This is a genomic window from Providencia sp. AGC89 (assembly GCF_053543535.1).
Genome location: NZ_JBIXLP010000068.1, coordinates 83546 through 105233, shown reverse-complemented (window position 1 = coordinate 105233; position 21688 = coordinate 83546). Strand labels below are relative to the sequence as shown.

The 21688-nt window shown below is 39.1% G+C and carries 18 protein-coding genes; 13 read left to right on the top strand and 5 right to left on the bottom strand.

Annotated features, from left to right (window positions below):
* Positions 1-89 precede the first annotated feature (89 nt).
* Together ACIPUA_RS14155 and ACIPUA_RS14150 are read right to left on the bottom strand one after the other, a co-directional pair.
* A complete protein-coding gene (locus tag ACIPUA_RS14155; protein WP_042845198.1) occupies positions 90-1085 on the bottom strand; it encodes a hypothetical protein in 996 nt (331 codons plus the stop codon).
* Positions 1086-1335: 250 nt separating this feature from the next.
* Positions 1336-2172 carry a MurR/RpiR family transcriptional regulator gene (locus ACIPUA_RS14150; protein WP_042845197.1) on the bottom strand — a complete coding sequence of 279 codons (837 nt, stop codon included), beginning with the start codon at positions 2170-2172 and terminating at the stop codon, positions 1336-1338.
* Between the two features lie 394 nt (positions 2173-2566).
* Here ACIPUA_RS14150 and ACIPUA_RS14145 point away from each other — a divergent pair, with 394 nt between their 5' ends.
* The 9 genes from ACIPUA_RS14145 (at position 2567) to iolB (ending at position 15472) form a co-directional block, all read left to right on the top strand.
* A complete protein-coding gene (locus ACIPUA_RS14145) occupies positions 2567-4078 on the top strand; it encodes a CoA-acylating methylmalonate-semialdehyde dehydrogenase (protein ID WP_042845196.1) in 1512 nt (503 codons plus the stop codon).
* A gap of 12 nt (positions 4079-4090) precedes the next feature.
* The gene (iolD, locus tag ACIPUA_RS14140; protein WP_449059800.1) at positions 4091-6028 is read left to right on the top strand and encodes a 3D-(3,5/4)-trihydroxycyclohexane-1,2-dione acylhydrolase (decyclizing); all 1938 of its coding nucleotides are present in this window, start codon (positions 4091-4093) and stop codon (positions 6026-6028) included.
* 501 nt (positions 6029-6529) lie between these two features.
* Positions 6530-7516, top strand: a complete 987-nt coding sequence (iolG, locus tag ACIPUA_RS14135) for an inositol 2-dehydrogenase (RefSeq protein WP_042845192.1) — start codon at positions 6530-6532, stop codon at positions 7514-7516.
* Positions 7517-7907: 391 nt separating this feature from the next.
* Positions 7908-9314 carry a sugar porter family MFS transporter gene (locus ACIPUA_RS14130; RefSeq protein WP_042845190.1) on the top strand — a complete coding sequence of 469 codons (1407 nt, stop codon included), beginning with the start codon at positions 7908-7910 and terminating at the stop codon, positions 9312-9314.
* A gap of 54 nt (positions 9315-9368) precedes the next feature.
* Complete coding sequence (locus ACIPUA_RS14125; RefSeq protein ID WP_042845189.1) at positions 9369-9797, top strand: PTS sugar transporter subunit IIA; 429 nt, start codon at positions 9369-9371, stop codon at positions 9795-9797.
* Between the two features lie 611 nt (positions 9798-10408).
* A complete protein-coding gene (locus ACIPUA_RS14120) occupies positions 10409-11542 on the top strand; it encodes a Gfo/Idh/MocA family protein (protein WP_071548299.1) in 1134 nt (377 codons plus the stop codon).
* A 25-nt stretch (positions 11543-11567) separates the two neighbouring features.
* Positions 11568-13472, top strand: coding sequence for a bifunctional 5-dehydro-2-deoxygluconokinase/5-dehydro-2-deoxyphosphogluconate aldolase (locus ACIPUA_RS14115; RefSeq protein ID WP_042845185.1), 1905 nt, complete (start codon positions 11568-11570; stop codon positions 13470-13472).
* A 30-nt stretch (positions 13473-13502) separates the two neighbouring features.
* On the top strand, positions 13503-14396 hold the full coding sequence (gene iolE / locus ACIPUA_RS14110) for a myo-inosose-2 dehydratase (RefSeq protein ID WP_042845183.1): 894 nt from the start codon (positions 13503-13505) through the stop codon (positions 14394-14396).
* Between the two features lie 245 nt (positions 14397-14641).
* The gene (gene iolB, locus ACIPUA_RS14105) at positions 14642-15472 is read left to right on the top strand and encodes a 5-deoxy-glucuronate isomerase (protein ID WP_042845181.1); all 831 of its coding nucleotides are present in this window, start codon (positions 14642-14644) and stop codon (positions 15470-15472) included.
* 91 nt (positions 15473-15563) lie between these two features.
* Here iolB and ACIPUA_RS14100 read toward each other — a convergent pair whose 3' ends face one another.
* Positions 15564-16205: an NAD(P)-dependent oxidoreductase gene (locus ACIPUA_RS14100; RefSeq protein WP_048607963.1), complete on the bottom strand. Its 642-nt coding sequence runs from the start codon at positions 16203-16205 to the stop codon at positions 15564-15566.
* Positions 16206-16402: 197 nt separating this feature from the next.
* Entirely contained in the window at positions 16403-17371 is a 969-nt protein-coding gene (locus ACIPUA_RS14095; RefSeq protein WP_042845178.1) for an FUSC family protein, read from the bottom strand.
* Positions 17372-17579: 208 nt separating this feature from the next.
* Here ACIPUA_RS14095 and ACIPUA_RS14090 point away from each other — a divergent pair, with 208 nt between their 5' ends.
* Positions 17580-18200 (top strand): malonate decarboxylase holo-ACP synthase, encoded by a 621-nt coding sequence (locus ACIPUA_RS14090; RefSeq protein ID WP_042845176.1) that lies wholly within the window; start codon positions 17580-17582, stop codon positions 18198-18200.
* A gap of 138 nt (positions 18201-18338) precedes the next feature.
* On the opposite strand, the gene ACIPUA_RS14085 is transcribed toward ACIPUA_RS14090, so the two are convergent.
* Positions 18339-18968, bottom strand: coding sequence for a glutathione S-transferase family protein (locus ACIPUA_RS14085; protein ID WP_048607961.1), 630 nt, complete (start codon positions 18966-18968; stop codon positions 18339-18341).
* Between the two features lie 383 nt (positions 18969-19351).
* On the opposite strand from ACIPUA_RS14085, the gene ACIPUA_RS14080 reads away from it, so the two are divergent.
* The 3 genes from ACIPUA_RS14080 to ACIPUA_RS14070 all read left to right on the top strand — a co-directional run bounded on the left by ACIPUA_RS14080 (position 19352) and on the right by ACIPUA_RS14070 (position 21557).
* Positions 19352-19909 (top strand): cytochrome b, encoded by a 558-nt coding sequence (locus ACIPUA_RS14080; protein WP_042845173.1) that lies wholly within the window; start codon positions 19352-19354, stop codon positions 19907-19909.
* Between the two features lie 13 nt (positions 19910-19922).
* Positions 19923-20501 (top strand): YceI family protein, encoded by a 579-nt coding sequence (locus ACIPUA_RS14075; RefSeq protein ID WP_042845172.1) that lies wholly within the window; start codon positions 19923-19925, stop codon positions 20499-20501.
* A gap of 282 nt (positions 20502-20783) precedes the next feature.
* The gene (locus tag ACIPUA_RS14070; protein WP_042845171.1) at positions 20784-21557 is read left to right on the top strand and encodes a hypothetical protein; all 774 of its coding nucleotides are present in this window, start codon (positions 20784-20786) and stop codon (positions 21555-21557) included.
* The last annotated feature ends 131 nt before the right edge of the window (positions 21558-21688 follow it).

Below are 21688 nucleotides of genomic sequence, written 5' to 3'. Positions count from 1 at the left end.
TCCACACGATAATGTTGGAAAACTTAACTCTGTAAGTTAAAAAATAGGTTAACAGAGCTGCTGTATCTCTTAATTTGTCATTATCGTACTTAAATAAACCCCTCATCGTATAATTGTTTTAATATTTCATTGGTAAGTTCATTAGTACGTGCCCAATGAGCTGGTTGTGTAAGTTTAGTACCGCCGTGCAGTTTTAGAATGAATTGGTCTATTTGTTTAAAAATAGTATTTTTTTCATTAAGTTGTTGTCTTTGTGGGTTAAATAGTACTTTATTTTCAACCTCATAACTTTGATTGCACTGTTTTAGAGATAATTTGTCTGAAATATTCCCCGTATTAAAAAATAGCTCAAATGAAATTAACAACCCCCCTTTATGACGCAAATTGATTATTAGCACATCCCCATCTTCCATTTTTGCGAAAGGGTGTGAAAACTGAATTGACGCTGTAGAAAATGAAAAATCAGGGAGTAAGGTTAATAACAGTTCAATTTTTTGTGTAATCGTACCTCTTAGTATATTGAATGGTAACCTATTTTCTGGCTCAATGACCCGGTGAGCGGATAAGCGTAATAACCCTGTTTCTAATTTGTTTTGAGTGTGCAAGACATGCTTTATTTGATTAAATGAGTCCTCAAAAGTGAGTGCTTGACTGTAGTCAATTAAAACATCGTTTCGTATTGCTTTTATGAATAATTCTTCAAGCTCTTTTTCATTAAAGCTTGGGATATTATTGAGTAAGATATCTTTTCCTGCTGCAATTGCGGCATTGATTGTAAATTTCAATAGCTCATCACTACAGACTGCTGTCATGATGATGCAATCAACGTCATCGTTATTGACCAGTGCCTCTATTTGTTGTTTTTGATACATAAAATAAGACATAGAGGGAAGTGGGGGAGCGATATCACAAACAGATACCAACTCACTATGATGAGCACTGCATTTTACTGCATGAATATAAGGTTGATTATGAATGGACGTTCCGATTAAACCAATCCCTGAGCGATGAAGAGAAGTGACAGAGTGCTGCTCTTCAAGCAATCGAAGATGGCCCAGTAAATAAAGAAAGTGTGTATTTAACATGGTCGTTCCTTATTATCGGTTTTAAATCAGAAATTCATGTGCTCCCAACATAACAGGATGAAATAATAATTTCATATTAATGTGTTGTCGAAATTTGTATTTTCTGATGAAACTCACAAATTAAAGAAATCATTTATGTAAACCCACTTGAGCGACGGTATGTAGCAAAGAGAAATCAATTTAGTAATGGAAACGGCCAAATAGGGGCTCTAAACTAATGGAGGTATTTAGTTTTCGAGCCAAAGTAGCGTTAAACTAACTTACTTCCTTGACGGTAGGCTAAGGCGACTGTCAATGATTGAGCTAAACATAACGTTGCTGACTGGGAACGAAATGCATCCACTTGCGCTTCTTTAATCACAAAGCAAACGTCACTAAAACTGGCGAGTGGGCTAATCTGGCTGTCAGTAATTACGATTTGTTTAGCACCAGACTGTGCTGCTTTTTCACTAACCATTACTGTTTCTGATGCATAGGGGGTGAAACTAATTGAAATAACCACATCGTTTTCACTAATTTTACTGATCTGTTCTTTAAACATTCCCCCAAGACCATCTATCAGAACAGGGCGGCACTCCAAATGGCTTAATGCATAACTGAGGTAGGTCGCGACACTAAATGAGCGACGCAAGCCAATTATGTAGACATTTTGTGCATTGGCTAATAATGAAACTGCTTTTTCTAAATCTTCGGCAGAGGTCCTAGCTGCCATTTGCTGCAAGGCTTGTGCATTGGAGTGAGCAAATTCTTTTAAAATTTGAGCAGGGTCATCACTCAATTCTTGAGCACTATCCATTTCGCGAAATAGCCTTGCTCTATCAGTGTAGCTTGCTGTTTCTTCAACAAGGTTCATACGAAACAATTGTTTCATTTCATTAAAGCCACTGAAATTAAACGCATTTGCAAAACGAATTAATGTTGATGGTGGAACATTGGCTTCTTTTGCAATAACGGCAACGGTATCAAATGCGACACTATTTGTATTATCGAGTACGTACCTAGCCACCTGTTGCAAGCGTTTACTTAGCTCATCATAACGAGAGCGAACTTGCTCTTGAAACTCATTTAAATTTGATGCACTTGACATATAACCTCCATGATTTGGCTCTAATTGTAGTTGTTTTGCACGGTTAGTCGAATTATTTTGAAACGGTTAGTTCATATTTCTACATTCTCTATCTTTATATATCTAAAATAATTTGAATTTCGGTTAGCAAATTGAATGAGTTACATTGATTGCTTTTCTTATTGTGCCTAGTTGGTAAGTGCTTCTGTCTGCACTGCAATAGACGTGTATACCTAATTAAATAAGTGATTAGGAGACTTTTTAAAATGGCATTTTCTATCTTGAATTAGAAATTTCATAAAAACTTTGTCTAGATCACATAAATTGAATGTTATTTCAAATTTCATTGCAAATGAAACAAATATTTCATATACATTGGGTAACAACGTAATCCTGTCAGTTAAAGAGAGGCAACATGGAACAGATTAATAATTTCATCGGTGGTGAAATAGTTTTGAGCAAAAGCGGTCGATTTGCACCTGTATTCAACCCAGCAACGGGCGAGCAAATTGCACAGGTGGTATTAAGCAGTGCTGATGAAACGAAACACGCCATAGCGATTGCTCATAAAGCATTTCCAAAATGGTCGAAACTTTCGCCATTAAAGCGCTCTCGAATCTTATTTAAATTTAAAGCGTTACTTGAAGATAACATGGATGATTTAGCGCGCCTTATTTCTAAAGAACACGGTAAAGTGTTTTCTGATGCGGTGGGTGAGATTACACGAGGCCTAGAGGTTGTTGAATTTGCTTGTGGCATTCCTCACTTACAAAAAGGTGAACACTCGGCCAATGTCGCCACAGGTGTGGACAGTCATTCATTAATGCAACCACTAGGTGTTTGTGCTGGTATTACCCCATTTAACTTCCCTGCTATGGTACCGATGTGGATGTTCCCAGTGGCGATTGCTACCGGTAATACTTTTGTTTTAAAACCATCTGAGAAAGACCCGTCTTTGGCTCTTGAATTGGCTAAATTGTTAAAGCAAGCTGGTTTACCTGACGGTGTATTTAACGTCGTTCAAGGGGATAAAGAATCTGTTGATACGCTGCTAACTGCACCAGAAGTTCAAGCGGTAAGCTTTGTTGGTTCAACTCCGATTGCCGAATATATTTATACCACAGCGTCTCAGCATGGTAAGCGTTGCCAAGCGTTAGGTGGAGCAAAAAACCATTGTATTTTAATGCCTGATGCGGATATGGGGCAGGCTACGAATGCAATAATGGGCGCTGCATTTGGGGCTGCGGGTGAGCGTTGTATGGCACTTTCTGTTGTATTAGCCGTAGGGGATGAAACGGCGGATACATTAATTGCTAATTTGAAAGCTCAGATAGCCAAAATGACCGTGGGACCCGGTATTACAGATGGCAAAGAAAATGATATGGGGCCAGTAATCTCAGCACAGCATAAAGCGAAAATCTGCGACTATATTGCGAGTGGTGAAAAACAAGGGGCGACATTATTGGTTGATGGTCGTGATTTCAAAGTAACGGGTTTTGAAAAGGGTTATTTTGTTGGGCCAACATTATTTGATAATGTGACTCCTGAAATGGATATTTATAAAGAAGAAATTTTTGGGCCTGTATTAGCTGTTGTACGAGTACCTGATTTTGAAACAGGGTTGAAACTAATTAACCAACACGAATACGGCAATGGAACCGCAATTTTTACACGTGATGGTGAAACAGCCCGTGAGTTCCAAGAAAATGTTCAAGCTGGAATGGTCGGAATTAATATCCCAATCCCAGTACCAATGGCTTTCCACAGTTTTGGTGGTTGGAAACGTTCAATTTTTGGGCCTCTCAATGTTCATGGAAATGATGGTGTTCGATTCTATACTCGCATGAAAACAGTGACTAGTCGTTGGCCTGCTAGCGTACGTTTAGAACATCATGAAAGTAGTTTCACAATGCCAACCATGGAATAAATGGAGACCCATATGAATAAGCAGAAAATGACTACAGCCCAAGCATTGGTAAAGTTTCTTAACCAACAATATGTTGATGTCGATGGTGAGCAGTATCCGTTTATTCAGGGAATATTTACGATTTTTGGCCATGGTAACGTTGTCGGTTTGGGTCAGGCGCTTGAAGAAGCGCCTGGACATCTGCGAGTTTATCAAGGTTGTAATGAGCAAGGTATGGCGCATATTGCGACTGGCTTTGCCAAACAGAAAAAACGGAAACAAATTTTTGCAGTGACTTCTTCGGTAGGGCCGGGGGCAGCTAATATGGTAACGGCGGCGGCAACAGCCACAGCCAACCGTATTCCGTTGTTATTACTACCAGGAGACACCTTCGCCACTCGTCAACCAGACCCTGTTTTGCAGCAAGTCGAACAATATGGTGATGGGACAATCAGCACGAATGATTGTTTCCGCCCTGTATCTCGTTATTGGGACCGGATTTCGCGGCCTGAACAGCTAATGGCAGCGATGATTAATGCAATGCGTGTATTAACTGACCCTGCTGATACGGGGGCCGTTACCATTTGCTTACCTCAGGATGTTCAAGGGGAAGCATGGGAATACCCTGATTACTTCTTTGAAAAGCGAATTCATCGCATTGAACGCCGGCCGCCAACAAGTGTAAGTCTAGAGGAAGCCGCTCATCTTATTCAAAGTAAGCAAAAGCCGCTTCTGATATGTGGTGGTGGTGTGCGTTATTCAGAAGCACATAATGATTTCGTTCAATTTGCGGAGGCTTACGGTATTCCGTTTGGTGAAACTCAAGCGGGTAAAAGTGCTGTTGTTGCCAACCATCCTTTAAATGTAGGGGGAATAGGCACGACAGGTGGGCTTGCGGCAAACTTACTTGCAAAAGAAGCTGATTTGGTTATTGGTGTTGGGACTCGTTTTACTGATTTTACCACGGCATCTAAGTCATTGTTTAGTAAGGAAGGTGTGCGGTTTTTAAATATTAACGTTGCTGAATTCGATGCCAGTAAGTTAGATGCATTAAAAGTGGTAGCAGATTCAAAAGAAGCTTTGCAAGCTCTTGATGCAAAAATGAAGGGGTCAGGCTATCAGGCCCAATGGGGACATGAAATTCAACTGGCGAAGCAACAATGGAAGAACGAATTAGACCGGTTGTTTAGCATTCAGTATCGGCCGTTGGATTTTATCCCAGAAATTGCAGGCCACCTTGATGATAAACTTGAAGAATACAGTAAAACACTCGGCACTGAACTTGCGCAAACTCGGGTTCTAGGTTTGATGCAGCAGCACATGGAGAGTGACGCGATTATTGTGGGGGCAGCGGGGTCATTACCGGGGGACTTACAGCGTATTTGGCTACCAAAGCAGCGGGATACTTACCATCTAGAATATGGTTATTCATGTATGGGGTATGAAATTGCTGCGGCTGTTGGCGCGAAAATTGCGGCTCCAGAACAACCTGTATATGCCATGGTCGGGGATGGCTCCTATTTAATGCTACACAGTGAGTTGCAAACGGCAATTCAAGAAAATATTAAAATCACTATTTTATTATTTGATAATGCGGGCTTTGGTTGCATCAATAATTTACAAATGAGCCAAGGCATGGGGAGTTTTGGGACTGAAAATCGCCAACGCAATCCACAAACAGGCCTACTGGATGGGCCATTAGTGAAAGTGGATTTCGCTAAAAATGCAGAAAGCTATGGTTGTAAAAGTTATCGAGTTCATGATGAAGCTCAGCTGATCTCTGCTTTGGAGGATGCTAAAACGCATTCAGGTTGTGTATTGATTGATATTAAAGTGCTTCCAAAAACCATGACTAATGGTTATGAAGCGTGGTGGCGTACAGGAACAGCTCAAGTTGCTAAAAAGCCTGAAATTGTTGCGGCGGCTGAGGAAATTAAACATAAAGTTGAACATAAGGTACGGCTTTATTAATTAACGCGTTATTGGTGGTTTACGTATCATCAAAATAACTCGATGGTGTTATGCCATTGAGGAGGTGTTTTATTTTGAGTGATGGTGTAGGCCTCATTTCGTCGGGTATTATTGTGAATATCCGCAAGGATTTCACTTATTGTGTTTATGAGTTGTCGTCATGTGTATTTTTAAACCCAGCGTTTGCTGGGTTTTTTTATGGTTTTAATAGTTTAATTTTCTTTTTGTTGAAATGTATGTTTTAAATTTAAGTTAGTCGGAATTAATAAAACAGAAACAGAAAATAAAGTTGCAGTAAAGTACATACTTTATTGTCAGATAGTGATGAGTTACATTATTATTTTGTGATCTAAATAACACTAAAAATACACTTTAATGCAACATTTGTTACCTAGAGCCCAAAAACATAATTTCCAAAAAATTATAAATTGAAATGAATGTTTTATTTGGTATATTTCGTAATATCCAAATAGTGGATTTAAGGTATCAAGGAGCATTTGAATGTTCAACATAGCACTATTCGGCGCAGGACGTATTGGACAGGTTCATGCTGTTAATATTGCCGGCCATAAAGAAACCGCACTTTATTCTGTTATTGATCCGTACCAAGCTAATGCATCTGCGTTGGCTGAAAAGTACCAAGCTAAAGTACAAACCACAGAAGAAGCGATGCAAGACCCAAATGTGCATGGCGTTTTAATTGCTTCTGCCACAGATACACATGCTGATTTAATTGAGTTAGCGGCTCAACATAAAAAAGTCATTTTTTGTGAGAAGCCAGTTCATCTCGATCTTGAACGAGTAAGACAATGCCTTAAAAGTGTTAAACAACATAATGTCCCATTGTTTATTGGTTTTAATCGCCGTTATGACCCGCAATTTCGCCATCTCAAAAATTTATTCCAGCAAGGGGCGATTGGTAAAGCTGAGTCTTTAATTATTACATCTAGAGACCCGTCACCGCCACCAGCAGAGTATGTCAAAGTCTCCGGTGGTATGTTCAGAGATATGACGATTCATGACTTTGATATGGCGCGCTTTATGATTGGTGAAGAACCTTGCTCTGTATTTGCCCAAGGAAGTAATGTAGTAGACCCTGCGATTGGCCTTGCGGGTGATATCGATACCGCATTCATTATTTTGAAGTTCCCTTCAGGGGCCATGGCGACCATATCGAATAGCCGCCGCTCAGGGTATGGTTATGACCAGCGCATTGAACTGCATGGTGAGAAGGGGCTGCTGACAGCTGGGAATATAAAAGAAAATAGCGTTGCGTTATTAAGCGAAGTCGGTTGTTTGTCTGCTAAACCCGAATATTTCTTCTTACAACGCTATCATGAGGCATACAAAGCTGAATGGGAACATTTTGTTGATATTTTAGCTGGACGTGCTGAATCAGAAACCACAGGTACCGATGGTGAGTTTGCATTATATCTTGCAGACAAAGCACTTGAATCATTAAAAACAGGAAAAGAAGTTAAACTCTAATTTATATTTTTAAATTATATTTTAATTGATTATTAATATGCGGACGAAAAAATGATTTTTCGCCCGCAATAGAATTCAGATATATTCATCCGATTATTTAATAAATATATACATTAATATTTGTCTTACGTATTAATTAAATACCCTACAAGCAGTAATGCTTCTATAAAATTTGTGGCTATTTTACTGTTTAATTTTTAAATTCAATCTAAGTGTTTGTTTTTATTTATGAATTTTGATTTATAAAATAGTCTTGAAGCTTGCAAGTAGTGATTCAATAAGAGCGCCAAAAATTTTTCATTATTTAATACTTAACATGTAAAGAATTTATTTAAATACTGAAAATTTGCTTTTTTGGTAGACATAATGATTCAAATAATAAGGTAATAATATGTCATTAATAATGAATCTCAATGAACAACAGAGAAAAAGGTTGCACCAAATCACCTTGGTAGCAACCTTTGGTGGGTTACTTTTTGGTTATGATACTGGTGTAATCAACGGGGCATTTTCCTCACTGAAAGAAAACATGGGGTTAACACCGACCACTGAAGGCCTTGTGATGAGTGTCTTGTTGGTTGGTGCCGCACTTGGAAGTGTTTGCGGCGGGCGAGTGGCTGATTTTATCGGGCGACGCACCTATTTACTTTACCTTTCGTTTCTTTTCCTATTTGGCGCTTTTTTATCTGCCGCTGCACCGAATATTGAAATTCTCCTTGTAGCTCGATTTATTCTCGGTTTTGCTGTTGGTGGTGCATCAGTCACTGCACCAACATTTATTTCAGAGGTTGCGCCTACAGAAATGCGAGGCAAACTCACCGGGTTAAACGAAGTGGCAATTGTGATAGGTCAACTTGCTGCCTTTGCGATTAATGCGATTATTGGTTCTATTTGGGGGCATTTACCAGACGTTTGGCGTTATATGTTGTTAGTGCAAGCTGTACCTGCTTTATGCTTACTTTTTGGTATGTGGAAAGCTCCGGAAAGCCCGCGTTGGTTGATGAGTAAAAATCGTCGTGAAGAAGCATTGAACATTTTAAAACAAATTCGCCCAGAAAAACGTGCTATTCAGGAATATGAAGATATTGTCACATTGTTAGATGTTGAAGCCGCAGAAGCAAAGAAAAACCCAAATGGAAAAAAACAAAATCTAGCTTTAATTTTCAATACCCCTTGGATTTTTAAATTAGTTTTGATTGGGATGGTATGGGCTGCTTTACAGCAAACCACAGGGGTTAACGTAATTATGTACTATGGTACAGAAATACTGAAAACGGCTGGTTTTTCTGAACAAACTTCTTTGGTTTTTAACGTATTAAATGGTGTGTTCTCTGTTGGGGGAATGGTTATCGGGGTACTGTTCTTAGTTGACCGATTTAAGCGCAAGACATTAATTGTCGGTGGTTTTGCTTTAATGGCATCGTTACATTTATTAATCGCAGCAACGGATTATTTCTTAACTGGGGATATTAAAGCAACGTTGATCTGGTTACTTGGTGCGGTATTTGTTGGTGTGATGCAAGGGACAATGGGCTTTTTAACTTGGGTGGTATTAGCCGAGTTATTCCCATTAAAAATCCGTGGGTTATCGATGGGGATTTCTGTGTTCTTTATGTGGATTATGAATGCGATCGTGAGTTACTTGTTCCCTGTATTGCAAGCCGAACTTGGTTTAGGACCTGTATTCTTAATTTTCGCGGTAATAAACTACTTAGCAATTGTCTTTGTGGTGAAACTACTTCCTGAAACATCGAATAAATCGTTAGAGCAGTTAGAAGAAGAGTTGTCATCAATGTAGTTGTTAACCATTCATGATACGAATGTACCTAGTTAACTTAAAAGAGGGTTAGATATGATTGAACAACTGACCACAAATAATCTGCATTTAGGGTGTCAGGCCAGAAATAAAGCTGAAGTATTAAAGATGGTAGGTACCGAGTTTAAAAATAAAGGCTACGTAGATAGGGACTGTGTCCATTTTCTAACTGAAAGAGAGCAGCAAATCTCGACTTTTTTAGGCAATGGTATCACTCTGCCACATTTACCTAAATCAGCGAATGACATCATCTTACATACGGGAGTGGAAATTTTTCAATTCCCTGATGGGGTGATTTGGGATAGAACCAATGTGATGTTCATTGCCATCGGTGTGATTGCTAAATCAAGGGAGCATATTGATGTACTCAAAGAGATTGCATTGATTTTCAGTGATGAGTTTATTGCTAATGCATTATCTTTAACGTCGAGTAAAGAAGAATTTCTCAGTATTTTACATCGCTAATTATACTGTTTTCATCTTAAACCGTTATGAGAACAATAACATACTCATGACGGTTTTTTATATTCACTGAAAAAGTAACAATAGGGACAATATTGGGAAGATAGTCGCTCTTTTTATAAAATGATATTGCTCCTTTACCTTAATTGATAGGAAGTCATTGATGTCATTTCATATACCAACTAACTAAGTTAATGTACACCTAGAACAAACCAGCGATGATAACTTACGAGCCCAAGGAACGGTATGGTCTGCAAACATACAGGGAATAAACACATTGTTTATTTACTTAGCTGTGTAAAACAACAATGAACAACTGAGGTGCAATGTTTCATTTCATTTCATTTTTTGCTTTTTCATTCCATTTTTTATTCTTTTATTTCATCATTTATCTCCGCCTTACCTCTTTAGGTTCCTGAGTAATAGAGTTAATTCTTTATATATTAGCTAATTACATAAAAAATTAACGCTAGATCACACAATGAAACTAATGTTCTTAATTTCATTGAAAATGAAATGAATATTCCGTATAACATTATTATCAACTTCTGAATAAATCAGACCCGCATTGGGTTAGCCAGTGCGCCACTAAAAATGAGCGAGGGGAAGAACAAATGAAGGAAATCCGTATCGGTATGATTGGTACTGGCTATATTGGGCGAGCTCATGCCATTGCTTATGCACAGGCACCTACTGTTTTTCCACTACAAGGAAAATTGGTTCGCGAAATGATTGCCGAGATTACACCAGAGCTAGCTCAAGCTCGGGCTCAAGAAATGGGATTCAATCGTTCAACCAATGATTGGCGCAAACTCGTGGCTGACCCAAATATTGATGTGGTGGATATTTGTTCCCCTAATTTTCTGCATAAAGAAATGGCAATGGAAGCAATTAAACATGGCAAACATGTTTATTGTGAAAAGCCATTAGCGCTTAACTCTGATGATGCAAAAAAAATGGTAGAAGCGGCAAATAAAGCCGGTGTTTTAACCTTGGTGGGTTTTAATTACATGAAAAACCCAACATCACAACTCGCAAAAGAAATTATTGCTAATGGTGAGATTGGTGAGGTTATCCATTTTTATGGTACCCATAATGAAGATTATATGGCAGATCCCAATGCCCCCATTCATTGGCATTGTTTCAAAGAAAAAGCGGGTTTAGGGGCGCTGGGTGACTTATCTGCACACATTATCAATATGGCACAATTTTTAGTTGGCGATATTGAAACCGTTTGTGGCGACATGGAAATTGTTATTAAACAACGCCCAGAGAAAGAAGGCTCATCTGTGATGGTGCCTGTTGAAAATGAAGACCAAGCACATGCGATGGTACGTTTTTCAAGCGGAGCGATGGGGGTTATCGAAACTTCACGCATTGCAGCTGGACGTAAAATGGGGCTGACCTATGTGGTGACGGGTACTAAAGGGACATTAACCTTCACACAAGAAAGAATGGCTGAACTAAAACTATATCGTCACGACGACCCAAGTAACCGTCAAGGTTTTAAAACAATCTTAGTTGGGCCTGAACATCCAGATTATGCACCGTTTTGTGGTGGTGCAGGCCATGGTATTGGCTTTAACGATCAAAAAACCGTAGAAGTGCGCGATCTCATTAATGGGGTAGCCACAGGCACACCCATGTGGCCTGATTTTGAAGAAGGCTGGAAAGTATCGCGAATTTTAGATGCAATTGCGCGCTCATATGAAGAACAGCGCTGGGTTAAAGTCAAAGAAATCAATTAATTCTGTTGTAGTTAAGGGGTGATTAATGGATAAGCAGAAGAAGTTAGATGTTATCTGTATGGGCCGTATTGCCGTTGACCTGTACGGACAACAGATAGGTTCTCGTTTAGAAGATATGAGTACATTTGCCAAATATTTAGGTGGCTCTTCGGGGAATGTGGCATTTGGAACTGCGATACAAGGATTAAGGTCATCAATGCTTGCCCGTGTTGGTGATGAGCATATGGGCCGTTTTTTACGTGAGGAATTAAAGCGTGTAGGGTGCGATACCAGTCATCTTATTACTGATAAAGATAGATTAACGGCATTGGTAATATTAGGGATCAAAGATCAAGACACTTTTCCATTGATTTTCTATCGTGATAATTGTGCTGATATGGCAATTAGTCCAGACGATTTTACGGAAGAATATATTGCATCCTCTCGTTGTCTGGCAATTACAGGGACGCATTTATCTAACCCTAAAACCCGTGCCGCTGTGCTAAAAGCATTGGAATATGCCAAACGTAATGATGTAAAAACTGCCATTGATATAGATTATCGCCCAGTCTTATGGGGGCTAACTTCCCTAGGTGATGGTGAAACGCGTTTTATTGCTTCTCAAAGCGTAACTCAGCAATTACAAGACGTGTTGTCACTTTTTGATTTGATTGTCGGAACCGAAGAAGAGTTTCATATTGCCGGTGGGACAACGGATACTGTTCAAGCCCTTAAAAATATTCGTCAATTAACAAATGCTGAACTAGTGTGTAAACGCGGTTCTTTAGGGTGTTCAGTGTTCAGTGGTGAGATCCCAGAGACCTTAGACGAAGGGATTACAGTACATGGCGTGAGGGTGGAAGTCCTTAATGTATTAGGTGCAGGTGATGCCTTCATGTCTGGTCTATTACGCGGTTATTTGAATGGAGATGGTTGGGAAAAAGCCTGCGCTTTTGCTAACGCATGTGGGGCATTAGTTGTTTCGCGCCACGGTTGTGCGCCCGCGATGCCAACGAAAGTTGAACTGGATAACTACCTTGAGCGCGCTGCGGCTGTACCACGTCCTGATCTCGACCCGATGCTTAATCACTTGCACCGAGTGACATCACGTAGCACTCAGTGGGATGAATTATGTGTAATGGCGTTTGACCATCGGATCCAATTTGTCGATATGGCACGTAATGCAGGTGCAGATATTTCATGTATCCCTTATTTGAAAAAATTGATTTTCCGTGCCAGCCGTGAAGTAGCTGAAGAGGCAAACTTACAGGGTAAAGCAGGTTTATTGTGTGATAGCACTTTTGGTCAGGATGTTTTGAATGATGTGACAGGGCGTGGTTGGTGGATAGGGCGACCCATTGAGCTACCAGCGTCCAGACCACTATGTTTAGAGCATGGCAATATTGGTTCGCAGCTGATTAGCTGGCCGAAAGAGCATATCGTGAAATGCTTAGTATTTTTCCACCCTGAAGATAATCATCCGCTGCGTTTAGAGCAAGAGAAAACCGTTCAAGAGGTGTATAGCGCATGCTGCCAATCAGGCCATGAATTATTACTGGAAGTAATATTACCAGCTGATATGGAGCGTAATGATGAGTTGTATTTACGAGCCATTAAACGTTTTTATAACTTAGGCATCAAGCCAGACTGGTGGAAATTACCACCGCTACAGGCAGAAAATTGGGATGAGGTTGATGCATTGGTCCAAGAGCGTGACCCTTATTGTCGTGGTGTTGTATTACTAGGGCTTGATGCGCCACAAGCAGAATTACAAGCGGGCTTTAATGCCGCTGCTGGGAAGTCAATCGTAAAAGGATTTGCCGTTGGTCGTACTTTATTTGGTAAGCCTTCTTATGAGTGGATGAAAGGTGAAATCAATGACGACGAGCTGGTTCAGAAAATAAAAAGCAATTACTTAAATCTGATCGCCTTATGGCGTCAGCGTAAATAATATTACTCTTACCTACACAGGAGCTTCATCATGGCAATCCAACTTGGTATTAACCCTTTGACATGGACCAATGATGATTTACCCACTTTAGGGGCAGAAACGTCTCTAGAAACATGTTTAACTGAAGGTCGTCAAGCAGGGTTTGCTGGTTTTGAGTTAGGAAATAAGTTTCCACGTAAAGCGGAAATCTTAGGGCCAATTTTAAAACAGCATGATTTACAACTGGTTTCAGGCTGGTATTCGGGTGAATTGTTGACTCGCAGCGTGGAAGAGGAAATTGAAGCGGTACAAGGTCACTTAGCATTACTGCGTGATTTAGGCGCGAAAGTGATGGTATTTGCCGAAGTGACTCACTGTATTCATGGCGATCAAAATAAACCCGTTCATATGCGACCACTATTTCCAAATGACCAATGGGAAGAATACGGCAGGAAGCTGACTGAGTTTGCGAAATATACCTTATCTCAAGGGGTTAAAATCGCCTATCACCACCATATGGGGACGGTTATCGAGTCAGCAGAAGATGTTGATAACTTGATGAAACATACCGGTGATGAAGTAGGCTTATTACTGGATACAGGGCACTTAACATTTGCAGGTGCGGACCCAGTAGAAGTCGCTAAACGTTGGGCAAAACGAATTAATCATGTGCATTGCAAAGATGTGCGTGCAGATGTATTAAAAGATGTTAAAAACCGCAAAACAAGTTTCTTAGATGCAGTGTTAGCTGGGGTGTTTACAGTACCCGGTGATGGCTGTGTTAACTACCCAGAAGTCTTTAAAGTATTAAAAAATAGCCAATACGAAAATGGTTGGTTAGTGGTAGAAGCGGAGCAAGACCCAGCGATTGCCCACCCGTTGACTTACGCGACACTGGGCTATAACAATTTACATAGGTTAGCCAAAGAAGCCGGGCTAATCTAAATCGTCGTCATATTTCAGTCTGTGGCGTTGTTGGCTGCACTCGACCACACAGGTCACATACTTATGTATGCTCCCTGCGTTGCTCTTGTTTGCCGCCTAGCCACAAACTGAACTATTTAGTGTGTTTAGAGCGAAAGGCTCAAAAGAATTAAAAAGTTAGATGGCTGTATTTTGAGTGATGGCCACAGGTCAATAAAACAGATTGCAGGTGTTAGTAGGCAATCTTAAAGTGTCAGAGGAAAATTATGTCAAAATTACTGTCGAAATATCATGCTCCAGATGCACATAAGCGAACTCAGCATATCACTCCGAAAATCGCTAACTGGGGATATGTTCACTTTGATGTTTATGAATTAAAACAAGGTGAGTCGATTTCTTTACCCGCTTGTGAAAATGAAATGTGCTTAGTGCTAGTGGCAGGTAAAGCGACGATTAAAACGCCAAATCAAACATTTGATAATATTGGCGACCGCATGGACCCTTTTGAACGTAAAAAACCATATGCAGTTTATGTCACAGCCCAAGAGTTTGCTGAAGTTAAAGCTGAAACAGCATTGGAACTCGCAGTTTGCAGTGCAAAAGGAAAGGGCACTTACCCAACTCGCTTAATTGGCCCTGATGATATTGGGGCAGAGCAACGGGGTTATGGCAACAATAAACGCTATGTACATAATATTTTACCCGATGATAAAGCGGCAGATAGCTTGTTAGTGGTGGAAGTTTATACGGATGAAGGCTGTACTAGTTCCTATCCAAGCCACAAGCATGATACTGATAACGAGCCAAATGAAACGTATTTGGAAGAAACCTATTATCACCGATTAAATCCATCTCAAGGTTTTTGTATGCAGCGTGTTTATACAGATGATCGTGAATTAGACGAGTGTATGGCGGTGTATAACAAAGATGTGGTTATGGTGCCAAAAGGGTATCACCCAATGGCAACAATGGCAGGTTATGACAACTATTACCTTAATGTGATGGCTGGCCCAACACGTAAATGGTTATTTACGTGGGAAAAAGACCACAATTGGGTTAATAGTGAGATTTATGCAGCAAAACATCGTGAAAAGTAAGTGAAAGTTATACGTGAATTAAGTTAAGTAAACACCAAATCTGTTATCAATTTTGCCGGTAAGTATATAGTTACCGGCTTTTTTATTTAATTTAATATGCAACGGTAAACTGTTGGCGAATAAATTGTGCATGTTCAGCTTCATCAAGGATGGCGACAGCGAGATCTTCAACGGAAATCTTTGCGGGGTGTTGGCCATTCATGAGTAACTGGCTCCCACCTAAACGGAATGTTTCGGTTCTTTCTCCTGGTTCAAGTACCGCAGCAGGGGAAACATAGGTCCAATCAAGAGAATCGATAGATTGTAAGTGGCTTTTGAGTTCCCTCATGGCTTGAGCCCCAGGTTTTATTTCAGTTGGGAAATTAGGAGAATCAATTAAATCAACACCCGAAGAGGTTTTTAAACTCCCCGCACCACCGACAACGATAAACCGTTTTACCATTGATTTTTGTACAGCTTGTAAAATTGCTTGGTTACCTGCCACGGTATCTTGATATAAATTTGGGTTTTGCCAGCCACCATTAAAAGCACTAATGACGACATCTTGCCCTTTGAGCCGAGAAGTTAACCAAGCAACATCGGTGATATCACCAGATGCGGTAATTAAATACGCATGTTGAGACAATTGGTTGCTGTGACGAGAAATAGCCGTGACTTGATGATGACGGAGTAACGCCTCAGCTACGATGGCCTTACCCACAAACCCTGTTGCGCCAATGATGGATATTTTCATTTTGAGCCTCGCGTTACTTGAATGTGAAATGCATCAATAATGATCCCAAAATTACTGACTTGAGTGTTTTTTATCCTTATCAAAGTATAGAACAGACTTATTCATTACGTAATCTAGTTAGTTTTTATTTCGTGAAGTACCCTAGAGATTCGACAAAACTTAACAATGCTTGTTTTTTGAGGATTTATTCCCCTTAGTTATTTTTCTTGCCTGAATAATTTTAAAATAACACTTGTCATAATAGCGATAGCACCTCCTAAGGCGGTCTCTAAGACTCGGTCAAATAATAATTCATAGGTAGGGTGTCGCCAATAAATGACTTGTTCAAGAACGGATAAAATTAAACTGGTAACGACAAAAGTCATGAAAGTGTAGCCATGATGAAAGCTCATAGGCATGAGAAATGCGAACACCACCATTGCAAATAAGCCAATATAAGGCATCAGAGGGGTGTTAAATAAAAGGTACAGTAAAAGTACGGAAATAAGGCTCCCTAAAACGCGTTGCCCTGTAATATGAATGATACCCTTAGTTTTGGGGTGTAAAACAAATACAAATGTGAGCAATGTCCAATAAAAATGACCTAGGTCGAGCATTCTAGGAATGGCTAATGTTAATAAAAGCCCCACAGCATAAGTCATGGAACGCGGGATAATATTCTTATGTAATGTGAATAAATTTTTCTCAACCAGTGCACCGGTAATAATGCTATGTCGTGTCATTTTGTGGCTTAAGGTATAGTAAGTTACTAAAGTAACACCGCTTCCAATAATAAAGCCCAACGCTAAGCTTCTAGAAATATCAGGTAAAATTGTCCCTATGGTTGACATGATAATCATAAATTTCATGGTTAAATCCATCACAGGGTCAGTGCCATATAACTGATAATAAATAAAAGAAAACACGAAGAGATAAACATAAAACGCCATGCTTAATCGCAGGGTATCACCTATAAATATGGCGACTAAAATCATCAATAGCCAAAAAGCGGTATAGGCATAATTTTTATACTCTTTTGCAGCATTGAACAGATTAAAAGAATAAAGTGTGGAAAATGCTGCCCACATAGCTGCTTGCGCATCTAAAATCAGATAGGCCGCGACTGCACTAAACAACATGCAGCTGGTAAAAAGGAACCCATCGTAAATAGCAGGGATGTTTCTCATAATACGACGCTCATAAATAGAAGCTTAACTTATTAATTATTAAGGTAATTAGATAGCAATCTCATTGATGTTTCAAGGATAGAAAACAATATCTGGCTAGATTGTTAATTAATGGCACGATATTCATGGTTAAAAGGTAAATTCTGTTTTTATGCAGTAAAAAAGGCATAATAGAAGGAGCATTCATAGCAATCATAAAGGTAATAAAATGCAAATAATTAATCCGCATGATTTTGTTTGGGTCGGCAATGATAATGATGTTGCGGTAGAATCGCTTCCTGAATGGGTTGCCTCACAGTGGAATAGTAAGCTGCCACTGACCGTTTATAGAGATAAAGCGGACAATAATAAATTGACGGTCGCAATTCGGGGAATTAAACCACATCAACGCGTCACGACTCAAATTGAGAAATCAGCGATAACCCATATTATGAATGTAGAGTCTTTGGTAGCAAATTCAGTTGAATTACAACGCTCTATGTTTATCGCGTTACCACCTGTTCAGGTGTTATGGATAATCTCACAGGATAAATGGCCTTGGCAGTGGGGCGTCACGGGGAGTTGTGCCTATACCTTGGCAACCGATATTCAAAGTATGTTATCTGACTGCGACCTTGATGTAGTTATTCGTTGTTCAACTCCTCAACAAAAAGAAGATTTTGCCGAATTCGCCATTAAAGCAAATACCCCGTATTGCCCAATTGATATTCACATTGAAACCCCAAAAGGGGGCTTTTCGTTAGCGGAATGGTTTAAAAACGACCAAGTTACATTACATACTCCTACAGGCGATGTAATGACTGCTAACCCTTGGGATGAAAGATTGTAATCTTTTATTTATAAAATAGGGGTAATGGCTTGAATATTAATCAGATTGGTTAATATTTAATTTTGATGTTCGTGCAGGTGATTTTTTCCTAATCAATAAATTAGGGGGCAATACAACTAAGCGCCCCTATCTTATCGGTTAGTGGTCGATATTCGGTTCATGTAGACTTGCTTCGTGCCATTCTTTCATTGCCGGTAAATCTAAAACGCGGGCTACCCAATGTTGTGCTGCTGGGCTTATTGGTAACTGATAGCTACGGATGCGAAAGGCTACAGGTGCGAAGAAAGCATCAACAACGCTAAACTCATTGCCCGCAAGCCATGGCCCGCCGAATTGATTCAACCCATCTTGCCATAATTGCTGAAGGCGGTTTAGGTCCGTTTGTAATTCGGAAGAAATCGTCGCTGTAGTTGCTTTGAGCGCAACATTCATTGGGCATTGTTGGCGTAGATAAGTAAACCCAGAATGCATTTCTGCACTAGCGCTGCGAGCCCAAGCTCTTGCTTTGTTATCTTTTGGCCATACTTGAGGGTGCGTTTCAGCGATGTATTCACAAATAGCGAGAGAATCCCAAACAGTGAGTTTGTCATCAACTAAACAAGGTACTAAGCCCGTTGGGGAGAAACGACTAAATTTGTTATGGCTACTTTTACCATTTTCAAAAAAACACAGATTTTCTTCAAACGGGATTTGCAATACTTTTAATAAAACCCAAGGACGTAAAGACCACGAAGAGTAATTTTTATTCGCTATCCAAAGTTTATACATAGAGTCTAACCTGCTAGTTAATTAAAAATGTAAAAATGGAGAATACCAATGTAAAAGGAAAATGCCTGACCGACAAATTTTATTTTTATGAGAAAAGGTTATATCTATTTGCTATAAGGTAGAACAAATTGAAATTAACCAAAATGGAAATATAATTATCCAGTTACGACTGTTTACAAAACTGGAAGAATCTTTATTCAACTTTTACTATTAAATATAGACAAAACAAAATAGTAAACTATTTTTAATTATGTTGATTGTATTTGAATATCTACAACAAATTATTTGTTTGACTTAGGGATAGGAATAATATTAGTTTCACCTTATGATTATTACGGCTTAGTTAATACGATATCACCTTCACCTCTAAATGGTTTTTTATCATGCAATGGAAAAATAGTGCAACCCGTTATGGGCATATCTCGTTGCTCGTGCATTGGTTGGTCGCAATAGTCGTATATGGAATGTTTGCTTTAGGTTTATGGATGGTGACACTGGGATATTATGACAGTTGGTACCACCAAGCTCCTGAGATACATAAGAGTATAGGAATATTATTATTTATTGTTATGGCATTTCGTGTGATTTGGCGATTTATTTCTCCCCCACCGAAACCATTAGCAAGTTATAGCAAATTAACGAGAGCAAGCTCTTTGATTGCACAGGTGCTGATTTATATTATTTTATTCAGTATTTTGATTAGCGGTTATTTAATTTCGACTGCTGATGGACAGCCTATTAGTGTATTTGGCTGGTTTGAAGTACCCGCAATATTTACTGGCGCTGCAACACAAGCGGATACCGCAGGTGAAATTCACTTATATTTAGCTTGGGCTGTAGTTTTATTGTCAGTTTTACATGCTTTTGCTGCTTTTAAACATCACTTTTTTGATCGTGATATTACATTAAAAAGAATGTTGGGTTTTAATCCCGATAAGTAACGTGGAGATAATTATGTTGAAGAAAACGGTTCTTGGTCTGGCTACTGGTGCTTTATTTTTAACCGCAGGTTCTGCATTAGCAGAAACATATCAATTTGATAAGCAAGGCCAACATGCGTTTATTGAATTCCGTATTCAGCATTTAGGATATAGCTGGGTATATGGTAGTTTTAAAGATTTTGATGGCAATTTCACTTATGATGCAAAAGACCCATCAAAAGATAAAGTAGAAGTCACGATTAAAACGGGAAGCATTGATACTAACCATGCAGAGCGTGATAAGCATTTACGCAGCGCAGACTTTTTAAATGCAGCTAAATTCCCTGAAGCGAAATTCGTTTCAACAGAAGTGAAAAAAGACGGTGAAACTTATAAAATTACAGGTGATTTTACTTTAAATGGTGTGACAAAACCAATTACCTTAGATGCAAAACTGATGGGTGAAGGTAAAGACCCATGGGGTGGATATCGCGCAGGTTTTGAAGCCCAAGGTAATATTAAATTGAAAGAATTTAATATTAAATCTGATTTAGGGCCTAAATCTCAAGAAGCACAACTGCTGATTTCTGTTGAAGGCGTTCAAACTAAATAAGTTTTATTATTCAAAACCTTCGGGCTGCTAAGCTCCGGAGGTTTTTTATTTTATGAATAACTAAATTATTTTCTGTACTAAATCCCTCTTATCTTTATTTCGCAATTTCCTTTATTCCTATAGCTAGACAGCTTCGATGCAAGCTAAAATAGTAGGCATAGGACGTTATCGTCTTGAACACTATTATTTGGTGTATGGCAATATATCTCATTGTTTAGGTGATATAGGCAAATTTGACGGCATTTGTGGTGATCCGTTTTATAGAGAAAAGGCAGGGCAATTTTGAAAACAAATAACTCACGTAAAACCGCATTAATTGTATGCATTATTTTTATTGCATTTGCGCTCGGTTTTTATTGGTTAAGTAAAGATAATGACGTGTTATCAACTGAAAATAATAGTGCTATTCATTCAGAAGCACTTGCTCAAGTTGAAAAAGAATTGCCGATAATTGCCACAGTAAAGAAAATAAGCCCTGAGACCTACCAAAGTTTTGAGCACCTTATTACACAATATGACCCGACGAATGAAGACCTGCGTCGTCAATTATTTGATCAGGTTGTTGGCAGCGTAATGAAACTAGTGCTGGAGCGTATGGAATACGCCTCTGATGATTCTGTTATTAATTTCACCAGTAAAGTGAATGATTATCTTAAAATCTTATTAGAAGAAGACCCAACAGGGCAAACATGTTTTTATTCTCTTTTCCCACATTTAAGAGAGACGGCGGAAATTATCCCACCCCAAAAAAGCCAAGTAGTATTATTAAAGCAAATTCAAGCAACGAATGAACTGTTAATTTCGAGTGAAGCGGGTACGAAGCAAGCTTTAATGTCACCTGCTGAATATACTGAGATGTTGACTAAACTAGCCAGCGAACTTTCTACAAAATATGGTGCAGACACAGCAATTCTTGGCAATTTACAAGCGGGTAAAAAATCGCCTGCATTAGCTTGTCGTATTTCGATTAGCTTCTATGATGAAATATTAGCTATCCCAGATAACAAACAAAAAGCAGCATTATTACGTTCTTTGTTTTCTTCAGTAAATAACTAGTTTTTTCGCTGTAAAAAATGGCACTGATACAAAGAAGTGCCATTAACGTTTATCATTTATTGTATTTCTTACTATATCCATATCTCATTTTATTTTTTATCTAGTAAGACTAAATAATATCCATCTGTATA